This is a genomic window from Wolbachia endosymbiont of Dactylopius coccus (assembly GCF_977011065.1).
Genome location: NZ_OZ347065.1, coordinates 1,306,172 through 1,328,767 on the forward strand (window position 1 = coordinate 1,306,172; position 22,596 = coordinate 1,328,767).

General features: G+C 35.1%; 21 protein-coding genes, 1 tRNA gene and 1 pseudogene. 9 read left to right on the plus strand and 14 right to left on the minus strand.

Going from position 1 to position 22,596, the window contains the following annotated elements:
• Positions 1-7: 7 nt before the first annotated feature.
• Positions 8-868 (minus strand): translation elongation factor Ts, encoded by an 861-nt coding sequence (gene tsf, locus ACWHVF_RS07085; RefSeq protein WP_064125232.1) that lies wholly within the window; start codon positions 866-868, stop codon positions 8-10.
• Positions 849-1,697 (minus strand): 30S ribosomal protein S2, encoded by an 849-nt coding sequence (gene rpsB, locus ACWHVF_RS07090; RefSeq protein ID WP_447933306.1) that lies wholly within the window; start codon positions 1,695-1,697, stop codon positions 849-851. Before rpsB ends, tsf begins: the two co-directional genes overlap by 20 nt.
• A 191-nt stretch (positions 1,698-1,888) precedes the next feature.
• Between rpsB and ACWHVF_RS07095 the strand changes: the two genes are divergently transcribed.
• The 5 genes from ACWHVF_RS07095 (at position 1,889) to ACWHVF_RS07115 (ending at position 6,643) form a co-directional block, all read left to right on the plus strand.
• Positions 1,889-1,965, plus strand: a tRNA-Asp gene (locus tag ACWHVF_RS07095).
• 129 nt (positions 1,966-2,094) lie between these two features.
• Positions 2,095-2,541 (plus strand): preprotein translocase subunit YajC, encoded by a 447-nt coding sequence (gene yajC / locus ACWHVF_RS07100; RefSeq protein WP_064125233.1) that lies wholly within the window; start codon positions 2,095-2,097, stop codon positions 2,539-2,541.
• A gap of 32 nt (positions 2,542-2,573) precedes the next feature.
• The gene (gene glmS / locus ACWHVF_RS07105) at positions 2,574-4,385 is read left to right on the plus strand and encodes a glutamine--fructose-6-phosphate transaminase (isomerizing) (protein WP_447933280.1); all 1,812 of its coding nucleotides are present in this window, start codon (positions 2,574-2,576) and stop codon (positions 4,383-4,385) included.
• Positions 4,386-5,434: 1,049 nt separating this feature from the next.
• Positions 5,435-6,446, plus strand: a protein-coding gene (locus ACWHVF_RS07110; RefSeq protein WP_447933057.1) for an IS630 family transposase whose coding sequence is annotated in 2 segments (ribosomal slippage) — positions 5,435-5,896 and positions 5,898-6,446 — 1,011 coding nt in all. Because the reading frame shifts where the segments join, the coding sequence is not laid out codon by codon here.
• Positions 6,443-6,643 carry a hypothetical protein gene (locus ACWHVF_RS07115; protein ID WP_064124780.1) on the plus strand — a complete coding sequence of 67 codons (201 nt, stop codon included), beginning with the start codon at positions 6,443-6,445 and terminating at the stop codon, positions 6,641-6,643. Before ACWHVF_RS07110 ends, ACWHVF_RS07115 begins: the two co-directional genes overlap by 4 nt.
• Positions 6,644-6,748: 105 nt before the next feature.
• On the opposite strand, the gene ACWHVF_RS07120 is transcribed toward ACWHVF_RS07115, so the two are convergent.
• The 9 genes from ACWHVF_RS07120 to ACWHVF_RS07160 form a co-directional block, all read right to left on the minus strand.
• A protein-coding gene (locus ACWHVF_RS07120) for an IS630 family transposase (protein ID WP_447933057.1) occupies positions 6,749-7,760 on the minus strand; the annotation gives its coding sequence in 2 pieces (ribosomal slippage) (positions 6,749-7,297 and positions 7,299-7,760; 1,011 coding nt in all).
• Positions 7,761-7,930: 170 nt separating this feature from the next.
• Positions 7,931-8,332: a cytochrome c maturation protein CcmE gene (ccmE, locus tag ACWHVF_RS07125; RefSeq protein WP_064124714.1), complete on the minus strand. Its 402-nt coding sequence runs from the start codon at positions 8,330-8,332 to the stop codon at positions 7,931-7,933.
• Positions 8,316-8,453 (minus strand): CcmD-like small membrane protein, encoded by a 138-nt coding sequence (locus ACWHVF_RS07130; RefSeq protein ID WP_179945544.1) that lies wholly within the window; start codon positions 8,451-8,453, stop codon positions 8,316-8,318. The genes ccmE and ACWHVF_RS07130 overlap by 17 nt, the downstream gene beginning before the upstream one ends.
• Positions 8,450-9,493, minus strand: coding sequence for a biotin--[acetyl-CoA-carboxylase] ligase (locus tag ACWHVF_RS07135; protein WP_064124713.1), 1,044 nt, complete (start codon positions 9,491-9,493; stop codon positions 8,450-8,452). Before ACWHVF_RS07135 ends, ACWHVF_RS07130 begins: the two co-directional genes overlap by 4 nt.
• A gap of 4 nt (positions 9,494-9,497) precedes the next feature.
• Complete coding sequence (locus tag ACWHVF_RS07140; RefSeq protein WP_447933281.1) at positions 9,498-10,883, minus strand: NADH-quinone oxidoreductase subunit N; 1,386 nt, start codon at positions 10,881-10,883, stop codon at positions 9,498-9,500.
• Positions 10,880-12,322 (minus strand): complex I subunit 4 family protein, encoded by a 1,443-nt coding sequence (locus ACWHVF_RS07145; RefSeq protein WP_447933282.1) that lies wholly within the window; start codon positions 12,320-12,322, stop codon positions 10,880-10,882. Before ACWHVF_RS07145 ends, ACWHVF_RS07140 begins: the two co-directional genes overlap by 4 nt.
• A 7-nt stretch (positions 12,323-12,329) precedes the next feature.
• Complete coding sequence (gene nuoL, locus ACWHVF_RS07150) at positions 12,330-14,174, minus strand: NADH-quinone oxidoreductase subunit L (protein ID WP_447933283.1); 1,845 nt, start codon at positions 14,172-14,174, stop codon at positions 12,330-12,332.
• Positions 14,175-14,178: 4 nt separating this feature from the next.
• Complete coding sequence (gene nuoK / locus ACWHVF_RS07155; RefSeq protein WP_447933284.1) at positions 14,179-14,487, minus strand: NADH-quinone oxidoreductase subunit NuoK; 309 nt, start codon at positions 14,485-14,487, stop codon at positions 14,179-14,181.
• The gene (locus tag ACWHVF_RS07160; RefSeq protein ID WP_447933285.1) at positions 14,478-15,065 is read right to left on the minus strand and encodes an NADH-quinone oxidoreductase subunit J; all 588 of its coding nucleotides are present in this window, start codon (positions 15,063-15,065) and stop codon (positions 14,478-14,480) included. The genes nuoK and ACWHVF_RS07160 overlap by 10 nt, the downstream gene beginning before the upstream one ends.
• A gap of 232 nt (positions 15,066-15,297) precedes the next feature.
• On the opposite strand from ACWHVF_RS07160, the gene ACWHVF_RS07165 reads away from it, so the two are divergent.
• From ACWHVF_RS07165 to ACWHVF_RS07180, 4 genes and pseudogenes are all read left to right on the plus strand, one after another.
• On the plus strand, positions 15,298-15,711 hold the full coding sequence (locus ACWHVF_RS07165; RefSeq protein WP_064125545.1) for a WD_0964 family protein: 414 nt from the start codon (positions 15,298-15,300) through the stop codon (positions 15,709-15,711).
• A 100-nt stretch (positions 15,712-15,811) separates the two neighbouring features.
• Complete coding sequence (locus ACWHVF_RS07170; RefSeq protein WP_064125546.1) at positions 15,812-17,725, plus strand: ATP-dependent helicase; 1,914 nt, start codon at positions 15,812-15,814, stop codon at positions 17,723-17,725.
• A 196-nt stretch (positions 17,726-17,921) separates the two neighbouring features.
• Positions 17,922-18,074: pseudogene (locus ACWHVF_RS07175) on the plus strand (PD-(D/E)XK nuclease family transposase); the annotation flags it as partial.
• Positions 18,075-18,149: 75 nt separating this feature from the next.
• Positions 18,150-19,161 (plus strand): IS630 family transposase gene (locus ACWHVF_RS07180; RefSeq protein WP_447933057.1). Its coding sequence is split into 2 segments (ribosomal slippage): positions 18,150-18,611 and positions 18,613-19,161, totalling 1,011 coding nucleotides; the frame shifts between segments, so codons are not numbered across the junction.
• 105 nt (positions 19,162-19,266) lie between these two features.
• Here ACWHVF_RS07180 and ACWHVF_RS07185 read toward each other — a convergent pair.
• The 3 genes from ACWHVF_RS07185 to typA form a co-directional block, all read right to left on the minus strand.
• Positions 19,267-19,467 (minus strand): hypothetical protein, encoded by a 201-nt coding sequence (locus ACWHVF_RS07185; RefSeq protein WP_064124780.1) that lies wholly within the window; start codon positions 19,465-19,467, stop codon positions 19,267-19,269.
• Positions 19,464-20,475 (minus strand): IS630 family transposase gene (locus tag ACWHVF_RS07190; protein ID WP_447933057.1). Its coding sequence is split into 2 segments (ribosomal slippage): positions 19,464-20,012 and positions 20,014-20,475, totalling 1,011 coding nucleotides; the frame shifts between segments, so codons are not numbered across the junction. Before ACWHVF_RS07190 ends, ACWHVF_RS07185 begins: the two co-directional genes overlap by 4 nt.
• Positions 20,476-20,723: 248 nt before the next feature.
• Positions 20,724-22,553, minus strand: a complete 1,830-nt coding sequence (gene typA, locus ACWHVF_RS07195; RefSeq protein ID WP_064124683.1) for a translational GTPase TypA — start codon at positions 22,551-22,553, stop codon at positions 20,724-20,726.
• Positions 22,554-22,596 lie beyond the last annotated feature (43 nt).

The following is a 22,596-nucleotide window of genomic DNA, read 5'->3' on the forward strand; positions in this document are numbered from 1 at the left end:
TTACCATTTAGTTTGCACTGCCCAAAACAAGTAACTTGTAATCAGATAATTTAATAGCACTCACCTCGCTTGATTTTATAAAATCAGAAACCTTCATTTTATCATCTTTTATGAACTTTTGTTCTAGTAAAACAACTTCTTCATAGTACTTAGCCATTCGTCCATCTACTATTTTTTTTGCTACTTCTTCAGGTTTATTTAAGCTCCTTACTTGCTCTTCAATTATAGAACGTTCATTTTTCAACTTCATTTGATCTAAATCATCTATAGACAAAGCTTCAGGCTTCATAGCAACTACATGCATAGCTATTTGTTTTCCAATCTCTTGTAGCTTTGCCTTATCACCAGATGATTGCAATGCAATTAAAGCACCAATCTTACCTAAGCCATGCGCATCACCATGTACGTAACCAGCAATAACTCCATCCTTAGCTTCTAAGTAACAAAGCTTGCTTAACTCTAACTTTTCACCAAGAACTGACGTACCATTCATAATAGCTTCCTGCACTGTGCCAATGCTTTCATACTTGGCATTTTTTAACTCAAGAACGCTGATACAGCGTTCTTGATGAGCAATTGATGCTAAATTTGAAACTAACTCTATAAATTTCTCATTCCTTGCAACAAAATCGGTTTCGCAATTGAGTTCAACCAATGCACCATAATTTTCAGTCAAACACATAGCAACGAGCCCATCTGAAGCTACTCTATCAGATTTTTTGTCAGCTTTAGCAAGACCTATTGTACGCAACTTATCAACGGCTTTCTTGATGTCACCATCACATTCTTCTAATGCTTTTTTACAGTCACTTAAGCCAAGCCCTGTCCTATCACGTAATTCCCTTATATTATCTGGATTCATCTTCATTTGTTACTACCTCCCTTTCTTCTTCTTTGTAAACTTTACTACGTTTCCTTTTAGTTTGCACAATACTATCTTCTTTTTCTTGAATAAACTCATCACCTTTTATATTATCAATCTTAACTCCAGATCTTGCTAGACTAGACTCTATTCCAGCTAATATAGAGTCGGTAGCTAATTTACAATAGAGCTCTATTGATTTTCTTGAGTCATCATTTCCAGGTATTAGATAAGTAATATCATCTGGATCAGAATTAGTATCAAGTATTGCAACTATTGGAATTCCTAACTTTTTAGCCTCCTTAACCGCAATATGCTCTTTATTAGTATCAATGATGAATAAGATATCAGGAATTGCTCCCATTTCCCTAATACCACCAAGCGCCTTATCAAGCTTTTGCTTTTTCTTTTCAATGTTCCCCAATTCTTTCTTTGTTAAAATGCTATCCTCGTCATTTAATATTTTCTCATATTGCATCAAGGTTTTTATCGAAGAAGAAACAGTGCCCCAATTAGTAAGCATACCACCAAGCCATCGATGATTCACATAATATTGACCACAACGAATCGCTTCACTTGCAATAATATCAAAAGCTTGAAACTTTGTACCAACAAATAGAATGCGACCACCTTGAGATGCAACGTCATATAAAGCCTTCATGGCCACCTGTAGCAATGGTAATGTTTTTCGCAAGTCAATTATATGTATACGATTTTCTTGATGCACTCCATATATGTATGGAGCCATTTTTGCGTTCCAGCGACTAATTTTGTGACCAAAATGTACACCAGATTCGGCTAAATCACGCACAGTGACTTCAGGCAAACTTGCCATATTTATTCCTCCAAATAGTTTATCTTCCATGGCATAACCCTAATGGGACTACTTGTACAAGCCATGTGTGAAATTAAATTATTTACATAGTAATAGAAAAGACAGCAAAGCGCAAACAAAAAATATTGACAAAGGGCAACATGTTTATTAGCTTTAAAGTCGAAGCCCGAAAACGCTAAAAAGGAATTAGGGGGGGTGTAGCTCAGTTGGTTAGAGCGCATGCCTGTCACGCATGAGGTCGTGAGTTCAAGTCTCATCACTCCCGCCATACTGGTTTTAGCATAATCTAAAATCCGCAACCGGTATTTAGAAACGTTTTCACCAGACTTGACATGGCATGGTATTGTAATTAATACTTAAATAGGTTTATTTTTATCATTAACAATTAGGATTAAATATGCTCATTTCTGAAGTTTTTGCAGCAGATGCAACTAGCAATGCATCAAGTATCGGCGCATCTTTTGCTAGTTTTATTCCATTGATTTTAATATTTGTGGTATTTTATTTTCTCATTATTCGTCCACAACACAAAAAACTAAAAGAACATAGAAAGATGATAGATCAAATAAAGCGTGGTGATACAGTCATTACTTCTAGCGGGATAATAGGTGAAGTTAATAAAGTTGATGAGGCAAATGCACAATTTATAATAGAAATAGCACCAAAAGTTGAGGTGAAAGTCCTAAAGTCCGCTATATCTGAAGTTTTAAACAAAGAAACTCAAAAAGTGGCAGCTAAACCAATTGAAAAAGGCAAAATCGAAAAGAGTGATAAAAAGAATAAAAATCAACCACCAGAGGAAAGTAAAAAGGGAAAAGATGATAAAGACAAAAATGCTGCATAACTTTAAAAGAAAGTTCATTTGGTGATCCATTTGTGTGCGGAATATTTGGTGTAGTAAGTAGCGGTGATTCAGTAATACCAACTTTGCTAACTGGGTTGCAAAAATTGGAATATAGGGGATATGATTCCTCAGGTATAGCAATCATAAATAACGAAGGCGAGATAGAAGTCAAAAAATCAGAAGGTAAAGTTAAAAGATTGTATGAAGTTGTTGATGAAAGCAAGATGTCTCACAGTACAGTTGGTATAGCACATACTCGCTGGGCTACACATGGAGTTCCAGGCCTTAAAAATGCTCATCCCATTCATACAAATAATGTTGTTGTTGCTCATAACGGCATAATTGAGAATTACAATCTGCTAAAAAAGGGTCTAGAAGAAAGGGGAATGTTATTCCATACTGATACTGACACAGAGATCATACCAAATATGCTAACCTTATATCTTGATGAAGGATTGTCGCCAGTTGATTCTCTATTTAAGTGTTTAAACAACCTACACGGCTCATTTGCCTTGGTCTTATTATTTGCAGAATATCCAGACGCCTTATTTGTTGCGAAGAGAAATTTGCCTTTAGCAATAGGCTATAACTGTAACACAGTGTTTGCTGCATCTGACTCTAATGCTTTAAGTGCATTTGTGGAAAGAATATCGTATTTGGAAGATGGTGACATTGCAGTGATAAAATCTAGTGGAGTTAGTATATACAACAATGGTACACAAGTTAAACGTAGTATAGAAAATAGTAGTCCAAGTGATTTTCTAATTAGCAAAAATGGGTATCCTAGCTTCATGTTAAAAGAGATTTTTGAGCAACCGCGTGCATTAAACAAAACAATAAATCAATTTTACAAGCAATATAAAGAGGTCAACAAAAAATTATTTTCTGAGCGGAGTTACATTACTATAGTTGGATGCGGGTCATCTTATTTTGCCGGGCTAATAGCAAAATATTGGCTGGAAAGTGTCGCTCAAGTTCGAGTATATCTGGAAATCTCATCAGAATTTAGGTATAGCAACGTCAAGCTAGAAGAAGGCAGCATTGGGTTATTCATCTCTCAATCTGGCGAAACTGCAGATACCATAGAAGCGCTGCGTTATGCGAAATTACAGAAGCAAACAATCATTAGTATAACTAACACATTTAACAGCAGCATTGAAAAGATCTCAGATATTGTGTTACATACTCTTGCTGGGCCAGAAATTGGTGTTGCTTCAACAAAAACCTTTTCTGCGCAACTTGCAACTTTAGCATGCTTTGCCGTGGAGCTTGGAAAAATAAAAGGTATACTGGGTGGAGAGAGAATAAAACAGCTAAGCAGTGCTATCAATTCTATTCCCGAGTATGTTGAGCACGTTTTGAATGTGATGAAAATACAACATATATCAGGCAGTATATTAGAACACAATAACGTTATTTTAATCGGCAGAGGAAGTTCATACGGAGTTGCAATGGAAGGCGCATTGAAGATAAAAGAGCTTTCATACATTAATACCATTGGTATTGCAGCAGGAGAAATGAAGCATGGTTCTATTTCTTTAATAGACTCTACTGTGCTTGTTATAGCAATTATCCCTTATGATGGTTTATTCTTTAAAACGCTATCTAATATACAAGAGATTATTGCAAGAAAAGGCAAAGTAATTGCCTTCAGTGATAAGCAAGGAGCGCCATTCCTAAGGGGAGTTTGTGCAGATGTGGTGCAACTTCCAGACACTGATAATTTTATCTCTCCAATCATCTACAGTGTTGCTATGCAATTCCTTGCTTACTTTACTGCAGCAAAAAAAGGGTTAGATGCCGATTGTCCAAGAAATTTAGCTAAGTCTGTCACGGTTGAGTAGTCCATTTAAAGTTAAAGCTAGACTTCTAATTAAGGTACTCAATGGCGTCAACTTAAGGAAAAATGTCTGCGGTTGTGTGTAAAATTTCTCTCTAAATTTTTTCGCATTAAATTACCCAAAAGCTGCAATAAACAGCACTTTTGTTTCTGTTTTATTTCAACAAAGAAGTCTAAAATGTGTCCTTTTTAGGTGAAACATGCAAAAAGGAAAAAATCTTATTTTACAAATTAAAAATACAATATACTCGAAAACTTTTCAGAAGATCCATTGTGTTGGAAAAAAAGTTTCACACGCACGAGCTTTTGCGACAGTATTAGACTTCCTGCATAACCAATAACGAACTTTTATTGGGAATAGAAACAAAAAACTTGCTTGACAAACTCTGCCAGCCCCCTTATCATGAAAGTGAAGCTATTTATTTATCTTCGCAATCTCTGCAGTGGATTAATGACAAAAAACTTAATGTATTTGGCGTAAATCATGCTTAATTTTTCGCACTATGTGCACCTCATGTCTTTATAAAACTTCTAGGTTTCTACCTATATAAGCTGAAACGCGCTTATAAAGCGTTTAAGACAGTAAAAGACGTCAAATAGACAAGGAAGAATTTGAATACTAGCCACCCTGGGGTTTCTTTGCCTTTTTTTCCGCTCAGTAAATTTCTTAACGTTTATAATTTAGGTTAATCGCATTTAAAAGCAGCTAAATTGCAGCGTTTAAGACTTAAAAAACGCCAATACTGAAAATAGACAATGACTAGGGTTTCTTTTGCCTTTTTTTTTATTTGGTAAATTTCTTAATGTTTGTAGCTAAAGCAACTTAAGAGACCGAAAATGGTCAGTGCTCCTTTTTTTGTCATCCCAGTGCTCCTATGATGTCATTCCAGTGCTTGACACTGGAATCCAGTTTTCCATATAATCTCATTGAAAATGTTGTAACCACTTTCTGTGCTAGTTTGCTTGCTTATACCAATTCCCATTACACGGCAAACAGATAGACAATAATAGAAGACAAGCCATAATGAAATAAGTGAAATAGTCGAGGTATAAATGGCACTAAGATCAAAATTATTGGATGAAGAAGTAGTAAAATCAGCAAAAAAAATGCTGAAGAAAGTAAGGAACAATGCATATGTTGCAAAAAAACTAAATGCTGTAATTGCAGCAAAAAAGCATAGTATAACGGCTGTAGCAAAAATATATTGCATTTCAAGAAGCGCACTAACTTCGTGGATAAAACTCTTGAAATTAGGCAGAGAAGAAAAATTGTTTGCTCCTCCACAACGGCGTAGAAAAACTAAATTAAATCAGGCTCAACTACAGCAAGTTGAAGCATGGGTAGGAGAAAATCCTAATATTACCATTAAAGAAATGAGAATAAGAATCCAGGAAAAGTTCGGCTTAAATATTAGCAAATCTACAGTACACCGCTATATGCAAAAGATGAAATTCTCTTATATTACACCAAGACCAGTACACAATGTACAAGATAAAAGAAAACAAGAGGAATTCAAAAAAAAATCTCAACGAAGTTATTGGCAAGTATTCTGAAAAAGAGCTGTTTTTCTTCGATGAATCGCGGTTTGGCACACATTCAAAGACCGGGCATGGATGGTTTAAAAAAGGCGTCAGAACAAAAGTTAAGGTAAAATTAGGTAGGGAAAATTTTTATCTCTACAGTGCAGTTAATCCTAGAAATGGGGAGAATTCTAGCTTGTTTGCACCGAATGTCAACACTGATTGTATGAATATATTTCTTGAGCAAATGTCTCAATATTTGGGACCACGAGAAGCCTTTCTTGTTATGGATTGTGCTAGTTGGCATAAGTCGAAAAGTTTAAAGGTACCTAAAAATATTGAGATTATATACCTACCACCATACTCACCTGAACTCAATCCAGTTGAGAGGCTTTGGTTGTATGTAAAACAGAACATTTTGCGCAATAAAATATACGATACTATTGCTTTGCTTGAGAGTGCTTTGTGTAAATTTATTACTTCTCTTACCTACTCCACAATTAAACAACTCTGCTATGTATCCTATTTGAATGACCAACAATGAGAATTGGTATAACAATGAATTTATTGGTAACACCTATGAGTGGAAAAAAACATGTTTTTAAGATGATGCCTGGAAAAGAGGTGTTTAGAAAAACCCCGACTAGATTGATAAGTTGGCCTGAAGGTTATGATCCTACCTATAAAACTTTGCAGCAATTCTTGCCTAGACGGTTACATATGTCTGGAGGAAGAAAATGAAGGAAGTCTGGTAGACAAAGATTATAAAAGTGATTCTAACTTAGATTATGTAAAAAGTAACCATACATTTGTATACTACGGTAATGAGTTGGCTAATACCAATTCTCATTGTTGGTCATTCAAATAGGATACATAGCAGAGTTGTTTAATTGTGGAGTAGGTAAGAGAAGTAATAAATTTACACAAAGCACTCTCAAGCAAAGCAATAGTATCGTATATTTTATTGCGCAAAATGTTCTGTTTTACATACAACCAAAGCCTCTCAACTGGATTGAGTTCAGGTGAGTATGGTGGTAGGTATATAATCTCAATATTTTTAGGTACCTTTAAACTTTTCGACTTATGCCAACTAGCACAATCCATAACAAGAAAGGCTTCTCGTGGTCCCAAATATTGAGACATTTGCTCAAGAAATATATTCATACAATCAGTGTTGACATTCGGTGCAAACAAGCTAGAATTCTCCCCATTTCTAGGATTAACTGCACTGTAGAGATAAAAATTTTCCCTACCTAATTTTACCTTAACTTTTGTTCTGACGCCTTTTTTAAACCATCCATGCCCGGTCTTTGAATGTGTGCCAAACCGCGATTCATCGAAGAAAAACAGCTCTTTTTCAGAATACTTGCCAATAACTTCGTTGAGATTTTTTTTTGAATTCCTCTTGTTTTCTTTTATCTTGTACATTGTGTACTGGTCTTGGTGTAATATAAGAGAATTTCATCTTTTGCATATAGCGGTGTACTGTAGATTTGCTAATATTTAAGCCGAACTTTTCCTGGATTCTTATTCTCATTTCTTTAATGGTAATATTAGGATTTTCTCCTACCCATGCTTCAACTTGCTGTAGTTGAGCCTGATTTAATTTAGTTTTTCTACGCCGTTGTGGAGGAGCAAACAATTTTTCTTCTCTGCCTAATTTCAAGAGTTTTATCCACGAAGTTAGTGCGCTTCTTGAAATGCAATATATTTTTGCTACAGCCGTTATACTATGCTTTTTTGCTGCAATTACAGCATTTAGTTTTTTTGCAACATATGCATTGTTCCTTACTTTCTTCAGCATTTTTTTTGCTGATTTTACTACTTCTTCATCCAATAATTTTGATCTTAGTGCCATTTATACCTCGACTATTTCACTTATTTCATTATGGCTTGTCTTCTATTATTGTCTATCTGTTTGCCGTGTAATGGGAATTGGTATAAGCAAAACGGATTGCTTTAATAAAAAAGGTAACAGCTTGCTAGCAGGCTGTTACTCTCTCTACATACTATTTCAATACAGCTGGGTTAAGGAATCTGTTTTAAAACTTTCGGCATATAGTTCTCATCATGTTTTGCAAACACTGTATCTGCAAGAAAGGTACTGTTATCAAACATTTTACCTTGCACAACAACACCACTTTTTTCTGAGAACATTGGTGGAAGTATTCCTTGATATTTTACCATAACGCTTTTGTTAAAATCTGTCATTTGAAAAACTACTTCGCTTTCGCTCCGTATCACACTATCTTCAACAACCATTCCACCAACACGGATTGGCTTTTGACTATTTTGTAAAACTATTGCCTCACTTACTGTATAGAAAAATGAGATATTTTCTTTGAGCGTTGTTAAAATAAAAAAAACTGCACAACTTAAAAAGCAGAAAATTCCTGAAGTTATAAGTAATCGCTTATATTTCTTCTTCATTATTACCTTTCAGGCTTTCTAGAATTTTTTTACTTTTAGTATAGCAAGAAATGGTAAAAATCAGTTCTCCGGTAATCAACGTAAAACTAATAAGGTAAGCAAAAATTACATATGCATTCATAATGCATTATCAATAAACAACTCACCTGCATCAAAATAAATTAAGCTTCCATCCTTTTGCTGCAACACCAATTTACCACTTTTATCTATATCAGAAAAAATTCCTTCATACAATTTGTCAGCTAACTTTACACTGATTTGCTCATTCATTTTGAATGCTTTTTTTAACCACATTTCCCTTATAGCATAAAACCCATCAAATAGCCATTGCTTTCTTAGCTTATTAAAATTTATTATTAATTCCTTTAACAGATCCATGTTAGACACAGATTCACCGTAATTGCTAATGCACGTTGTTCCTGGAAGTGGTGCATGATTGACATTAATTCCAATTCCTATAATGAGCCAATTCGAATTGGATTTTTTTTCAAGCAATATTCCACTTATTTTCTTGCCATCGATTAGAATGTCATTTGGCCATTTATACTGGAGATTTAGACCATTTATAAATGACAGTATAGTATTTCTAACGGCAAGAGCAGTAACAAAAGTCAATTCTGTTAATTTGCTAACTTGATTCATTAAACCTCTTTCTGTCATCCCAGTATTTTTCCCAGTGCTTGACACATAACTATGCGAACATTGCAATTTGCAGGTGGTATGTGGTGTCATTCCAGTGCGTGACACTGGAATCCAGTTCTTATTACACAGTTGCCTGATGTGCCCATTTGTAATTAAGTTTTCTGGATCCCAGTGTCTGGGCACTGGGATGACATCATCCTTGGTGGGAATACCACAACGTTTGTACAGTTGTGTGCTTGACCATTCTTCTTTTTTTCTAGATTCCAGCGTCACGCGCTGGAATGACACCGAAAGCTGGCTTTCATTCAGATAATCGTTAAAGAGGTTTATCACCAAACTCGCATAAAAATTACCCTCTGGAGAAATCCAGTTTTTTCCAGTGCGTCCTCTACCCTCTGTTTGTTTGTCGGCAATAATAACGGTTTCATTTGATATTCCTCTCCCAATTAAATCCAACGCTTCTGTATTAGTGCTTGAAACTTCTTTGTAATGATGAATATAAAAACCCTCAGGGATCATCTTGTCAGCCCTTTAGTTCAATGAGTGAGTAAAGATCTTTTATATACAAGAAAAGAACGAGGTTGATCAGTGAAGCCAATGAAGTGATAATGAATAGACCCTTAGGATAAGCAACCTTATTACCACTAGCTTTATCAAAATACATAACTTTCATGATATTTAAATAATAGTAGCATGATATCACACTCGCTATTACAAGGATCAAAGACAGGCTGATAAAGCCAGAATTTATTAAACTTTTGAATATAGAAAATTTAGCGATAAAACCTGCAAGTGGAGGTATCCCCGACATCGAGAGTAACAGTACAGAAAGATGAAATGCTACAATTGGGTGTTTCTTCCCTATACCAGATAAATTTGCAATATCACAATCGTCATCGTCAATTTGTACGAGATATGAGAATAGTCCTATGCTTGTGATGATATATATCACCAAATACATTAAGGCACTATCTGTTCCTGCTTGTGTAAAAATAGAAAGTGAAGCAAATATAAAACCAATGTGACCAATTGAACTGTAAGCAAGCAGCCTTTTTAAGTTTTGCTGATGCAAGGCCCCAAAAGCTGAGATAAGCACAGACAATGCTGAAACGTATAAGAAAATAGGCTGAACATAACTTTTTACATTTACTAACTCTTCATTCATCAATCGAATTAAAAATGTTACAAGTGCAGCTTTTGGAGCTGTAGAAAAAAACGCAGTTACTATGGTAGGTGCACCTTGATAGACATCTGGAGCCCACATATGAAAAGGAACAATAGCAAGCTTGAAACACAAACCAATTAGGACAAAGACTAACCCAAAAACTATTCCATAAGTTATCTGATGGTTTTGCAAGAATGAACTGAGCTCAGAGAAATTGACTTGTCCTGTATATCCATAAAGCAGCGACATTCCATATAGCATAATGCAGGAAGATAGTGCACTAAGTGTAAAATATTTCACTCCTGCTTCACATGAATAAGCTGAATCTTTATTAAAGCTCGCAAGAACATACAAAGATATACTCATCAACTCAAAAGCTAAATAGAAAGAAATCAAGCTATTTGCTGAAACCAAAGTTATCATGCCAAATAGCGCAAAAAGAATCAGTATTGAAAATTCATATTTATAGTCATATTTTGATAAATTCAGCAGCAAAAGTATTAAAATTCCTGTGCTGAGAATTAACCCTTGGGCTGACCTGATGTATAAATTGAGTTTTAACAACGAATTAAAGAGAAAAATTTCATTGTTTTCTGCCGAAATAATTAAAATAATCAAAGTTACCACTGTGCAGCCAAGTGCTAATAAGTTGATAGTTCGACGGTTAAGTATAATTCCAAGCAGTAGCAACACTAACGAGGAGATAATAGAGAACGTTTCCGGCAATATCTGTATATAATTCATAGCGCATTATATTTGACTAACAAATTTGCCATACATGGCTTCAAATAATTCAGTGCAAGGGTTGGGTAGAATCCAAGCAAAATAACAAACACTGCAAGCAGAATTAAGACAGAAAATTCTATGCTATCCAAGCGATTATTTAATAATTTAGAATAGCTAACCCCCCATATTATTTGCTTACATAAATTCAGCATATAAGCTGCGCTTAAAATAGTGCCAAGTGCGATAAATCCTGTAAAAAACCCTATGCTTTTAAACATCCCAACCATAGCCAAAAACTCACCTGCGAACCCAGATGTTCCAGGTAGCCCTATTGAAGCCATTGAAAACAAAATGAACATAAAACCAAATTTTGGCATTGTGTTTACTATGCCAAAATACTTTGCAATCTCCAAAGTTCCAGTTCGAGTATATAGCATTCCAACACATAAAAATAAAGCAGCAGAGATAAGGCCATGACTGATCATTTGAAATATGCTACCCAGTACTCCTTCCTCACAAAATGAAAAGAGGCCAGCAGTAACGATCCCCATATGTGCTATTGAAGAATAAGCTATTAACTTCTTTATATCATCTTGAGCAAACGCAACTAGAGAAGCATATATCACCGCAATAATGCTCAGCACAACAACGAAATTTGAAAAATACAAACTTGCCTGAGGAAGCATTGGAATAGAAAACCTTAAAAATCCATATCCCCCCATTTTAATAAGCAAGCCAGCTAAAATCACAGATCCAGAAGTTGGTGATTGCACATGCGCATCAGGAAGCCAAGTGTGAAATGGAAACATAGGTACTTTTATTGCAAAAGAAATAAAAAATGCAATCCACAGCAATGACTGCACTTCAAGATCAAGGCTTGGCACTAATGTAGCTAATTTTTGTATACTAAACGTTCCAAAAACACTATAGATGTATACCAACCCAAGTAGAAATAATAATGAGCCAGTTAATGTATAAAGAAATAACTTAAACGTCGCATATATCCTTTGCTTCCCTCCCCAAATGCCAATAATAAAGAACATTGGTATTAAAACAGCTTCAAAAAACACATAAAAGCTTATAGCATTCAGTGAAACGAAAAACCCGACTACAAAACTCTCAAGCAGTAGAAATAATGCCATATAGGCTTTTAGGGTCGTATAACTCATTTTGCAGTTATAGAGTATACAAATTACAAACAAGAAAGTTGTAAGCAGAAGGAAAAACAACGATATACCATCTATCCCTATTCCTACATTCTTGATTGGATAGCTGACAAACTGAAAGTCCGCATTGTTATAATCAAATTCTATACAAGCTACAATGCTAAGCAAAAATGGAAGTACGGCAAAAAATAGAGAGATAAATTTTAGATATATAGATTTATGGTTAATCTTGATTAAAGATAAAATTAACGCTCCTATCAGTGGAAGCAAGAATATACTAAATAACAACACTTTTTATTTAATTCCAAATAATATACAAAGCACCGATTATTAGAGTAACAAACATAATAAGCGCATAATCAAATATATAACCAGTTTGTAACTTTATAGAACTTTTTGAACATTCATTAACCAACCTTACAATACCACCTGGTCCAAATGAATCAATAGCCTTAACATCAAACTTCCATAGAAGCCTAGATATAAGCCTTATCGGTGCAATTACAACAAAATCATATACCTCATCAAAGTACCATTTATTCTGCAAAAATTTAAGTAAAAATTTACTCTTAATTTGCTTAAATTTTTGATAGTGGTAAATCAGATATGCAAGTGCTATTCCACTTAGGCTCGCTAAGGTTGGCAGCAGTTTTATAAAGAAATTATGAGCTCCATGCTCACCCACAACTACTAAACTTGATTTCCAAAACGCATTACTAGTTATGTTCAAAATATTTGCTCCCCATATTCCAGAAAATACTGATCCAAAAGCAAGCATCAGTAGTGGTATAAGCATAATCTTTGGCGCTTCATGTATATTAATTTTGCTTTGTTTTTGGCTATGAAATACAAGAAGTAACAATCTCCAAGAATAAAATGCCGTAAAGAATGCAACGATTAAGCTCACTACAAAAGCAAAACTATCCGCACTATAAGCATGTTCAATTATCAAATCCTTTGAGTAAAAACCTGCAAATGGAAATATTCCAGAAAGCGCAAGAGACCCAATCCACATGAGAGTGTAAGTGCAAGGGATTTTCTTCCAGCAATTTCCCATTTTCTGAATGTTTTGCTCATGATGCATTGCATGAATTACATTGCCAGCACCAAGAAATAGTAGAGCTTTAAAAAAAGCGTGTGTCATTAAATGAAAAATAGCAACATTGTAAGCAGAAAGGCCACATGCCATAAACATATAACCAAGTTGACTGCAGGTTGAATAAGCAATTATTTTTTTTATATCATTCTGAGTAATCGCAACGGTGGCTGCAAAAAAAGCAGTAAGTGCACCAACGATAACTATTAATTCTCGTGCCACATTTGATAACTCAAACAATGGAGAACATTTTGCTATTAAAAATATACCTGCTGTTACCATCGTTGCTGCATGAATGAGTGCAGAAACAGGGGTTGGCCCTTCCATTGCATCTGGCAACCAAACATGTAAACCAAGCTGTGCAGATTTACCCATACAGCCAATAAAAAGTAATATGCATATTATATGAATTATTTTAAATTCACAGCAGAATGCTCTAATGTTCTGCGCGCCAAGAAGATCAGCTGTGTCAAAAACTTCAGTAAATTTCAAAGAGTGAAATGTATAATAAATGAGAAAGATCCCAATCAATAGTGCAAAGTCTCCTACCCTATTCACAACAAATGCTTTAATTGCTGCATTATTTGCAGAATATTTTTGGAACCAAAATCCTATGAGTAAATAAGAACATAGGCCAACCCCTTCCCAGCCAAAAAAAAGCTGCACGAAATTATCGCTTACAACCAGCACAATCATGCAAAACGTAAATAGCGATAGGTAAGAAAAAAACCTCGACTTCCCTTTGTCATGCTCCATATAACCGATAGAATAGAGGTGGACTACTAGTGAAACGGTGGTAATAACAATAAGCATTAAGGATGAGAGAGCATCCACACTAATTGCCCAATTTACTTTTAATACACTTAATGAAAATAGAGGAAATAAACTCAAGTGATAATTTTCAGAGAAGGTGAGAAAAACATACCAAGATAAAACTGCAGATATTCCAATCCCTGCCGTTGTAACTAACTGACTTTTTCTAAAAAGTGCTGCAAATAGCGAACCAAAAAGTGGCAAAAATACTATTAATTTCAGTATATCCATCATACTTTCATTCTTTCATTAAGTTCGCTTGTTCAACATCTATATTGCCACGACTTCTATAATATACAACCAATATTGCAAGCCCAACTCCTGACTCTGCTGCCGCAACAGTCAACACAAACATCACAAAAATTTGCCCAACTATATCATTCATAAAGGCAGAAAAAGCAACTAAATTGATGTTAATTGCCAGCAATAATATTTCTATTGATAACAGTATATTGATTATGCTCTTACGGTTAATGAAAATACCGCACACCCCAATAGTGAACAAAATAGCAGAAACTATCAAAAAATGATTTAATCCTATTTCCATTCTACTCCTTTTCCAAATTTAGCCTTAACCAATTTTACAGATGAAGATTGTGTCAATTGCTTTAATACATTCTGTTTTTTAACTCCTTTTTTCTTGTCCTGCAAAGTAAGAGCAATTGCACCAACAATTGCAACAAGCAGCAGAATACCAGAAAGATGAAAAGCGTACATGTAGCCAGTGTAGAGCAAATTACCGATAGCTTTCACGTTATTGGCATTATAGTTTATAACATTGCTTATATTTGGTGCTGAGCTGCGGATTACAAAGCTGATGACTAGAAAAAACACAACACATAATATAGCACCAAGAGTGAAATGCTTTGCAAAACCCTGGCGCAACCTTATGTAGTCAATATCGAGCATCATAACTACAAAGAGGAATAACACTGCAACCGCACCGATGTATACTATCAGCACCATCATAGCAATGAATTCAGCTCCAAGGAGAATAAAAAGAACTGCAGAATTAACGAAGGTGAAAATTAAAAATAATACTGCATGCACAGGATTTCTTACACTAATTACGCATACAGCAGATAAAATGCTAAGAATTGCGAAAAAATAAAAGAAAAAAGCCATTGATACTTTAACTGCAACAATAGTTACTAATTTAAAGTGACTATCGTTGTAAAGTCAATATTATATTAAACGTTTGAAAACATTGTACTACAAAGCTCCAGCTCCATTTTAAATTATTATACAGAGCGCTTTCTAAGTGCTTAATCAATATACTAAATCCTTAATTTATCCTTGACTATTTTAATTTATCAATATATAATATGTGTATGTTAGTAATTAATGGCAGCGCGAAATGTACAACATATTTGGTTATTTCAAAACTTGTAACACACAAAGTGGTAAATTAAATAGTGAAAGTTATCAGTACACTACAAGAGATTACATGACAATTTACTTCAATAATACACTAGCCAGTTTAGGCAGATCATGGAGAGAATTTAAAGAAAAAGCGTATGGATTTATGTATGATATCGGAACTTGGTTGAAAGAAACATATGAAAATCTCACTGAACGACCTGCAACGCATAATCACTATACCCCAAAAGAAAAACCCCTTGTTGAAGAAATAGAAATGAAGGAACTAAATTGTACATATAAGCCATTCCAAACTCCACCTATCCACCCAACAAACAGCAGCCTAGATCAGATCAATTTATCGTTACCCACCACATCCAAGCTGCCTAACAAAGGTATATACAAAACGTAACACTTGAGTGAAGCATTCTTTAACTGTTCTATTCAATAAAACCTTTACAATATTTCGATCATAGGTTTAACTTTACGAAGTTATAATCTATAGGGCTACGATGAACGATTATCTCTCACTGCTAAATCCAGAACAACAATCAGCTGTAACTAATATAGATGGACCGGTTTTGATATTGGCAGGAGCCGGAACGGGAAAAACAAGAACGATTACTTCAAGAATAGCGCACATAATTAGAAACGGTCACGCTTATTCTGATGAAATATTAGCAGTTACATTCACAAATAAAGCAGCAAATGAGATGGTATCAAGGGTACTTGAGCTAACAGGCACAAACATACCATGGCTTGGCACTTTCCATGCAATTGCAGCAAAAATTCTACGTCATCATGCTGAAGTCGTGGGACTAAATTCCAATTTTACAATCATTGGTGTGGATGACCAATTACAGGTAATAAAAAATATTATTAATGAAATAAGCCCTGATTACCTATCAGAAAAATGTAAGACCATTATGAATATTATTCAGCAATGGAAAGAGAAGTGCTTATTGCCACCTGAAGTGGAAGATATTCAATCATTTAGGCCAGTGTACGTAACTGCACTCAAAGTCTATCACCAGTATCAGGAAAGATTAAAATTCCTTAACTCTGTCGATTTTGGTGACTTATTGCTATATAACATACAACTCTTTAATCAAAAGACTGAAGTTCTGTCCTACTACCAAAATAAGTTTAAATATGTCATGGTAGATGAGTATCAAGATACAAATGCGATACAATATCTTTGGCTAAAATACCTTGCAAAAGAGCACTCAAATATTTGCTGTGTAGGAGATGACGATCAATCAATATACAGTTGGCGTGGTGCAGAAGTTGAAAATATTTTGAAGTTTTCTGATGATTTTAAAAATGCAAAAACCGTTAAACTAGAGTGTAACTACAGGTCAACATCCCACATACTTGCAACTGCGTCATATGTTATCAATCACAATAAGACTCGCTTAGAAAAAAAATTGTGGACAACAAACATTGAAGGGGAAAAGGTAAATCTAATAAAATTATGGGATGGGAAAGCTGAAGCAAGGTTCATAAGCGAACAGATATTAAAGCTCAATAAATACAGATTTAGTGACATTGCAGTGCTGGTAAGGGCCACTTTTCAAACTAGAGTTCTCGAAGAGTATTTTATAAAATATTCAATTCCCTACAAGATTATAAGTGGTGTAAAATTCTACGAACGTCAGGAAGTCAGGGATATAATTGCATATTTAAGACTCGTTACAAACAATAACGATGACTTAGCTTTCGAAAGGATCGTAAATCGGCCAAAAAGAAGCATAGGAGCTACAACTCTAAAGAAAATATACACGACTGCTCAGGATAACAAAATTTCTTTTTTTGAGGCAGCAAAAATATTAGTTAATAGTAATCAAGTAACCGAAAGAATTAAACTCTCACTAAATGATTTTTTAAATAAAATTAAAGCTTGGGAAGAAATAGTAAGCGTAAAACCACTGCATGAATTCGTTAAAATCGTAGCAAACCAATCAGGGTATATTGAAATGCTTGAAAATGAGGAGGTAACAGGCTTAGCACGAATAGAAAATGTCAAGGAGCTCATCTCATCTTTAAAAAATTTCGATAATGCCACAACTTTCTTGGAGCATATAAGTCTAGTGATGGAAGTGGATAATATGAATAACGATGACACCGTATATGTTATGACTCTTCATGCAGCCAAAGGACTTGAATTCCCGTGCGTGTTTCTACCTGGTTGGGAAGAGGGATTATTTCCTCATCAAAGATCTTTTGAAGATAAAAGTGGTAAAGCTTTAGAAGAAGAAAGGAGACTCGCATATGTTGGCATAACCAGAGCCAAAGAAAGGTTAATCATTTCATGTGCAGATAGGAGGGAAATTAACAACCAGTGGCAACCGATGCGCACTTCTCGGTTCATTAAAGAATTGCCAAGAGAAAATGTTGAGGTAATCAAGAGTAACGCCTACTGTTGAAGCTATAACTGCAGATAAACATATCTTACAAATCTGAATTACTTCAACTATATGTGTAACCAGACTGCATTCTGTGATTTTTAGCAAAGCACGATCTTTCATTTGAGCTTTCTTCAATTTAAAATAAATACAGAAACTAGCTATCTCCAAAAATATGGTTGAATAATTGTGTGTATAATTATTAATATTTTCAAGCATTTTTGCCATCAAAATTTCTCGCAATGATTTGTGTTTCAAAAAAATCTTTGGAACGGAAAAAAATAAGAATATCCTGATCCACTTTTTGAACGATATTTTAGGGTTTACTGAGATAAATGCAATACAAGAAGTTGAGTTTCTTATACCAATTCCCATTACACGGCAAACAGATAGACAATAATAGAAGACAAGCCATAATGAAATAAGTGAAATAGTCGAGGTATAAATGGCACTAAGATCAAAATTATTGGATGAAGAAGTAGTAAAATCAGCAAAAAAAATGCTGAAGAAAGTAAGGAACAATGCATATGTTGCAAAAAAACTAAATGCTGTAATTGCAGCAAAAAAGCATAGTATAACGGCTGTAGCAAAAATATATTGCATTTCAAGAAGCGCACTAACTTCGTGGATAAAACTCTTGAAATTAGGCAGAGAAGAAAAATTGTTTGCTCCTCCACAACGGCGTAGAAAAACTAAATTAAATCAGGCTCAACTACAGCAAGTTGAAGCATGGGTAGGAGAAAATCCTAATATTACCATTAAAGAAATGAGAATAAGAATCCAGGAAAAGTTCGGCTTAAATATTAGCAAATCTACAGTACACCGCTATATGCAAAAGATGAAATTCTCTTATATTACACCAAGACCAGTACACAATGTACAAGATAAAAGAAAACAAGAGGAATTCAAAAAAAAATCTCAACGAAGTTATTGGCAAGTATTCTGAAAAAGAGCTGTTTTTCTTCGATGAATCGCGGTTTGGCACACATTCAAAGACCGGGCATGGATGGTTTAAAAAAGGCGTCAGAACAAAAGTTAAGGTAAAATTAGGTAGGGAAAATTTTTATCTCTACAGTGCAGTTAATCCTAGAAATGGGGAGAATTCTAGCTTGTTTGCACCGAATGTCAACACTGATTGTATGAATATATTTCTTGAGCAAATGTCTCAATATTTGGGACCACGAGAAGCCTTTCTTGTTATGGATTGTGCTAGTTGGCATAAGTCGAAAAGTTTAAAGGTACCTAAAAATATTGAGATTATATACCTACCACCATACTCACCTGAACTCAATCCAGTTGAGAGGCTTTGGTTGTATGTAAAACAGAACATTTTGCGCAATAAAATATACGATACTATTGCTTTGCTTGAGAGTGCTTTGTGTAAATTTATTACTTCTCTTACCTACTCCACAATTAAACAACTCTGCTATGTATCCTATTTGAATGACCAACAATGAGAATTGGTATTAGCCAACTCATTACCGTAGTATACAAATGTATGGTTACTTTTTACATAATCTAAGTTAGAATCACTTTTATAATCTTTGTCTACCAGACTTCCTTCATTTTCTTCCTCCAGACATATGTAACCGTCTAGGCAAGAATTGCTGCAAAGTTTTATAGGTAGGATCATAACCTTCAGGCCAACTTATCAATCTAGTCGGGGTTTTTCTAAACACCTCTTTTCCAGGCATCATCTTAAAAACATGTTTTTTTCCACTCATAGGTGTTACCAATAAATTCATTGTTATACCAATTCTCATTGTTGGTCATTCAAATAGGATACATAGCAGAGTTGTTTAATTGTGGAGTAGGTAAGAGAAGTAATAAATTTACACAAAGCACTCTCAAGCAAAGCAATAGTATCGTATATTTTATTGCGCAAAATGTTCTGTTTTACATACAACCAAAGCCTCTCAACTGGATTGAGTTCAGGTGAGTATGGTGGTAGGTATATAATCTCAATATTTTTAGGTACCTTTAAACTTTTCGACTTATGCCAACTAGCACAATCCATAACAAGAAAGGCTTCTCGTGGTCCCAAATATTGAGACATTTGCTCAAGAAATATATTCATACAATCAGTGTTGACATTCGGTGCAAACAAGCTAGAATTCTCCCCATTTCTAGGATTAACTGCACTGTAGAGATAAAAATTTTCCCTACCTAATTTTACCTTAACTTTTGTTCTGACGCCTTTTTTAAACCATCCATGCCCGGTCTTTGAATGTGTGCCAAACCGCGATTCATCGAAGAAAAACAGCTCTTTTTCAGAATACTTGCCAATAACTTCGTTGAGATTTTTTTTTGAATTCCTCTTGTTTTCTTTTATCTTGTACATTGTGTACTGGTCTTGGTGTAATATAAGAGAATTTCATCTTTTGCATATAGCGGTGTACTGTAGATTTGCTAATATTTAAGCCGAACTTTTCCTGGATTCTTATTCTCATTTCTTTAATGGTAATATTAGGATTTTCTCCTACCCATGCTTCAACTTGCTGTAGTTGAGCCTGATTTAATTTAGTTTTTCTACGCCGTTGTGGAGGAGCAAACAATTTTTCTTCTCTGCCTAATTTCAAGAGTTTTATCCACGAAGTTAGTGCGCTTCTTGAAATGCAATATATTTTTGCTACAGCCGTTATACTATGCTTTTTTGCTGCAATTACAGCATTTAGTTTTTTTGCAACATATGCATTGTTCCTTACTTTCTTCAGCATTTTTTTTGCTGATTTTACTACTTCTTCATCCAATAATTTTGATCTTAGTGCCATTTATACCTCGACTATTTCACTTATTTCATTATGGCTTGTCTTCTATTATTGTCTATCTGTTTGCCGTGTAATGGGAATTGGTATAAGTTACTTTAGCTACAAACATTAAGAAATTTACCAAATGAAAAAAAAGGCAAAAGAAGCCCCGTGGTTATTATCCGCTTTAAAATATTGGCGTTTTTTATGTTTTAAACGCTTGACAAGCGAGATAGTACGCTGCTACGAAAATTACCTGCAAAAAGAAACCCCTACTCCTTATTCTTTGCCCTTCCTGCACGCTTACGTTCATTTGGATCAAGGAATTTCTTGCGTAAACGTATAGATTTTGGAGTTACTTCCACCAATTCATCATCATCTATATACGCTATCATATCCTCCAGTGTCATTATCTTTGGAGGAGTGAGTTTTATGGCTTCATCACTACCTGAAGCTCTCACGTTTGTTAATTGCTTACCTTTTAGCACGTTTATCTCCAAATCATTGTCACGGCTATGCTGGCCGACAACCATGCCACAATATACCTTATCCTGTGGCTTGATAAACATAATTCCCCTGTCTTGCAAATTGAAAATTGCATACGCCACAGCCTCACCCTTATCTGTAGAAATTAAAACTCCATTGCGCCTTCCAGAAATTGAACCTTTATGTGGAGCATAACTATGAAATAAACGGTTAATTATGCCTGTGCCCCGAGAATCAGTTAAAAACTCTCCTTGATAACCAATTAATCCTCTTGATGGCACTAAAAACGTTAATCTTGTCCTGCCATTGCCAGAAGGTCTCATGTCAGTCACTTCACCTTTTCGGAAGCTGAGTTTTTCCATGATAATTCCACTATATTCATCATCTACATCAATTACTACTTCCTCTATAGGTTCAAGTTTTTTGCCATCTTCTTCCTTAAATAGCACGCGAGGGCGTGATACTGAAAGCTCAAAACCTTCTCTCCTCATATTTTCAATTAACACTCCAAGCTGTAGCTCACCACGTCCACCTACTTCAAACGCTTCACCACTTGGCGCCAAAGTTATGGTAATTGCAACATTTGTTTCTGCTTCTGCATATAAACGATCCTTTATAACGGTTGAGGTAAGCTTTGTTCCCTCTTGTCCGGCAAAAGGTGAATCATTAACACTCAGAGTAATCGCCATCGTCGGCGGATCAACTGGAGTTGAGCTCACTGCAGTTGTAACCTCTGGTGCTGCTATAGTGTCAGAAACTGAAGCTTTCTCAAGTCCTGCAATTGCAATTATGTCTCCCGCCACAGCTTGTTCTACTGGAATACGTTTCAAGCCAGAAAATGAGAGCAACTTAGTTAATCTCCCTCGTTCAATTACTTTACCGTCCAGATCAAGTACCTTAAGATCTGAATTGACTTTTGCAACGCCCTGATAAACCTTTCCTGTCAATATTCTGCCAAGAAACTTATCAGACTCAAGTAGAGTGACCAACATAGCAAAAGGGGCATTTTGATCATAAACAGAAGGTTTTATATAATCTATAACCGTTGAAAATAATGGGCTTAAATCTTTTCTTTCATCAGAAAGCTCCTTAGCACACCAACCATTTCTACCTGAAGCATACAACACTGGAAAATCTAGCTGCTCGTTGGTTGCATCAAGGTTAAAAAATAACTCATATATTTCATTTAATACTTCATCAATTCTGCTGTCTGGTCGGTCGACCTTATTGATTATCACAATTGGCTTCAAATTTGCTTTTAGTGCTTTTGACAACACAAATTTAGTTTGTGGCATTGGCCCTTCTGCAGCGTCAACCAGCAGCAACACACCATCTGCCATGCACAATACCCTTTCTACTTCTCCACCAAAGTCCGCGTGCCCTGGCGTATCAATAATATTGATCTTTTCATCGCCCCACATTATTGATGTGCATTTTGCAAGTATTGTAATTCCGCGTTCACGCTCTTGGTCACCACTATCCATTACTCGTTCTTGAACTTCTTGATTCTCACGAAACGTGCCACTTTGTTTTAACATGTTATCGAGTAAAGTAGTTTTCCCGTGGTCAACGTGTGCGATTATTGCTATATTTCGGATCGATTTAAATTCGTTCATTTTCTATCATTTCAAAATTAATTTAGTAATAAGTATACATAGA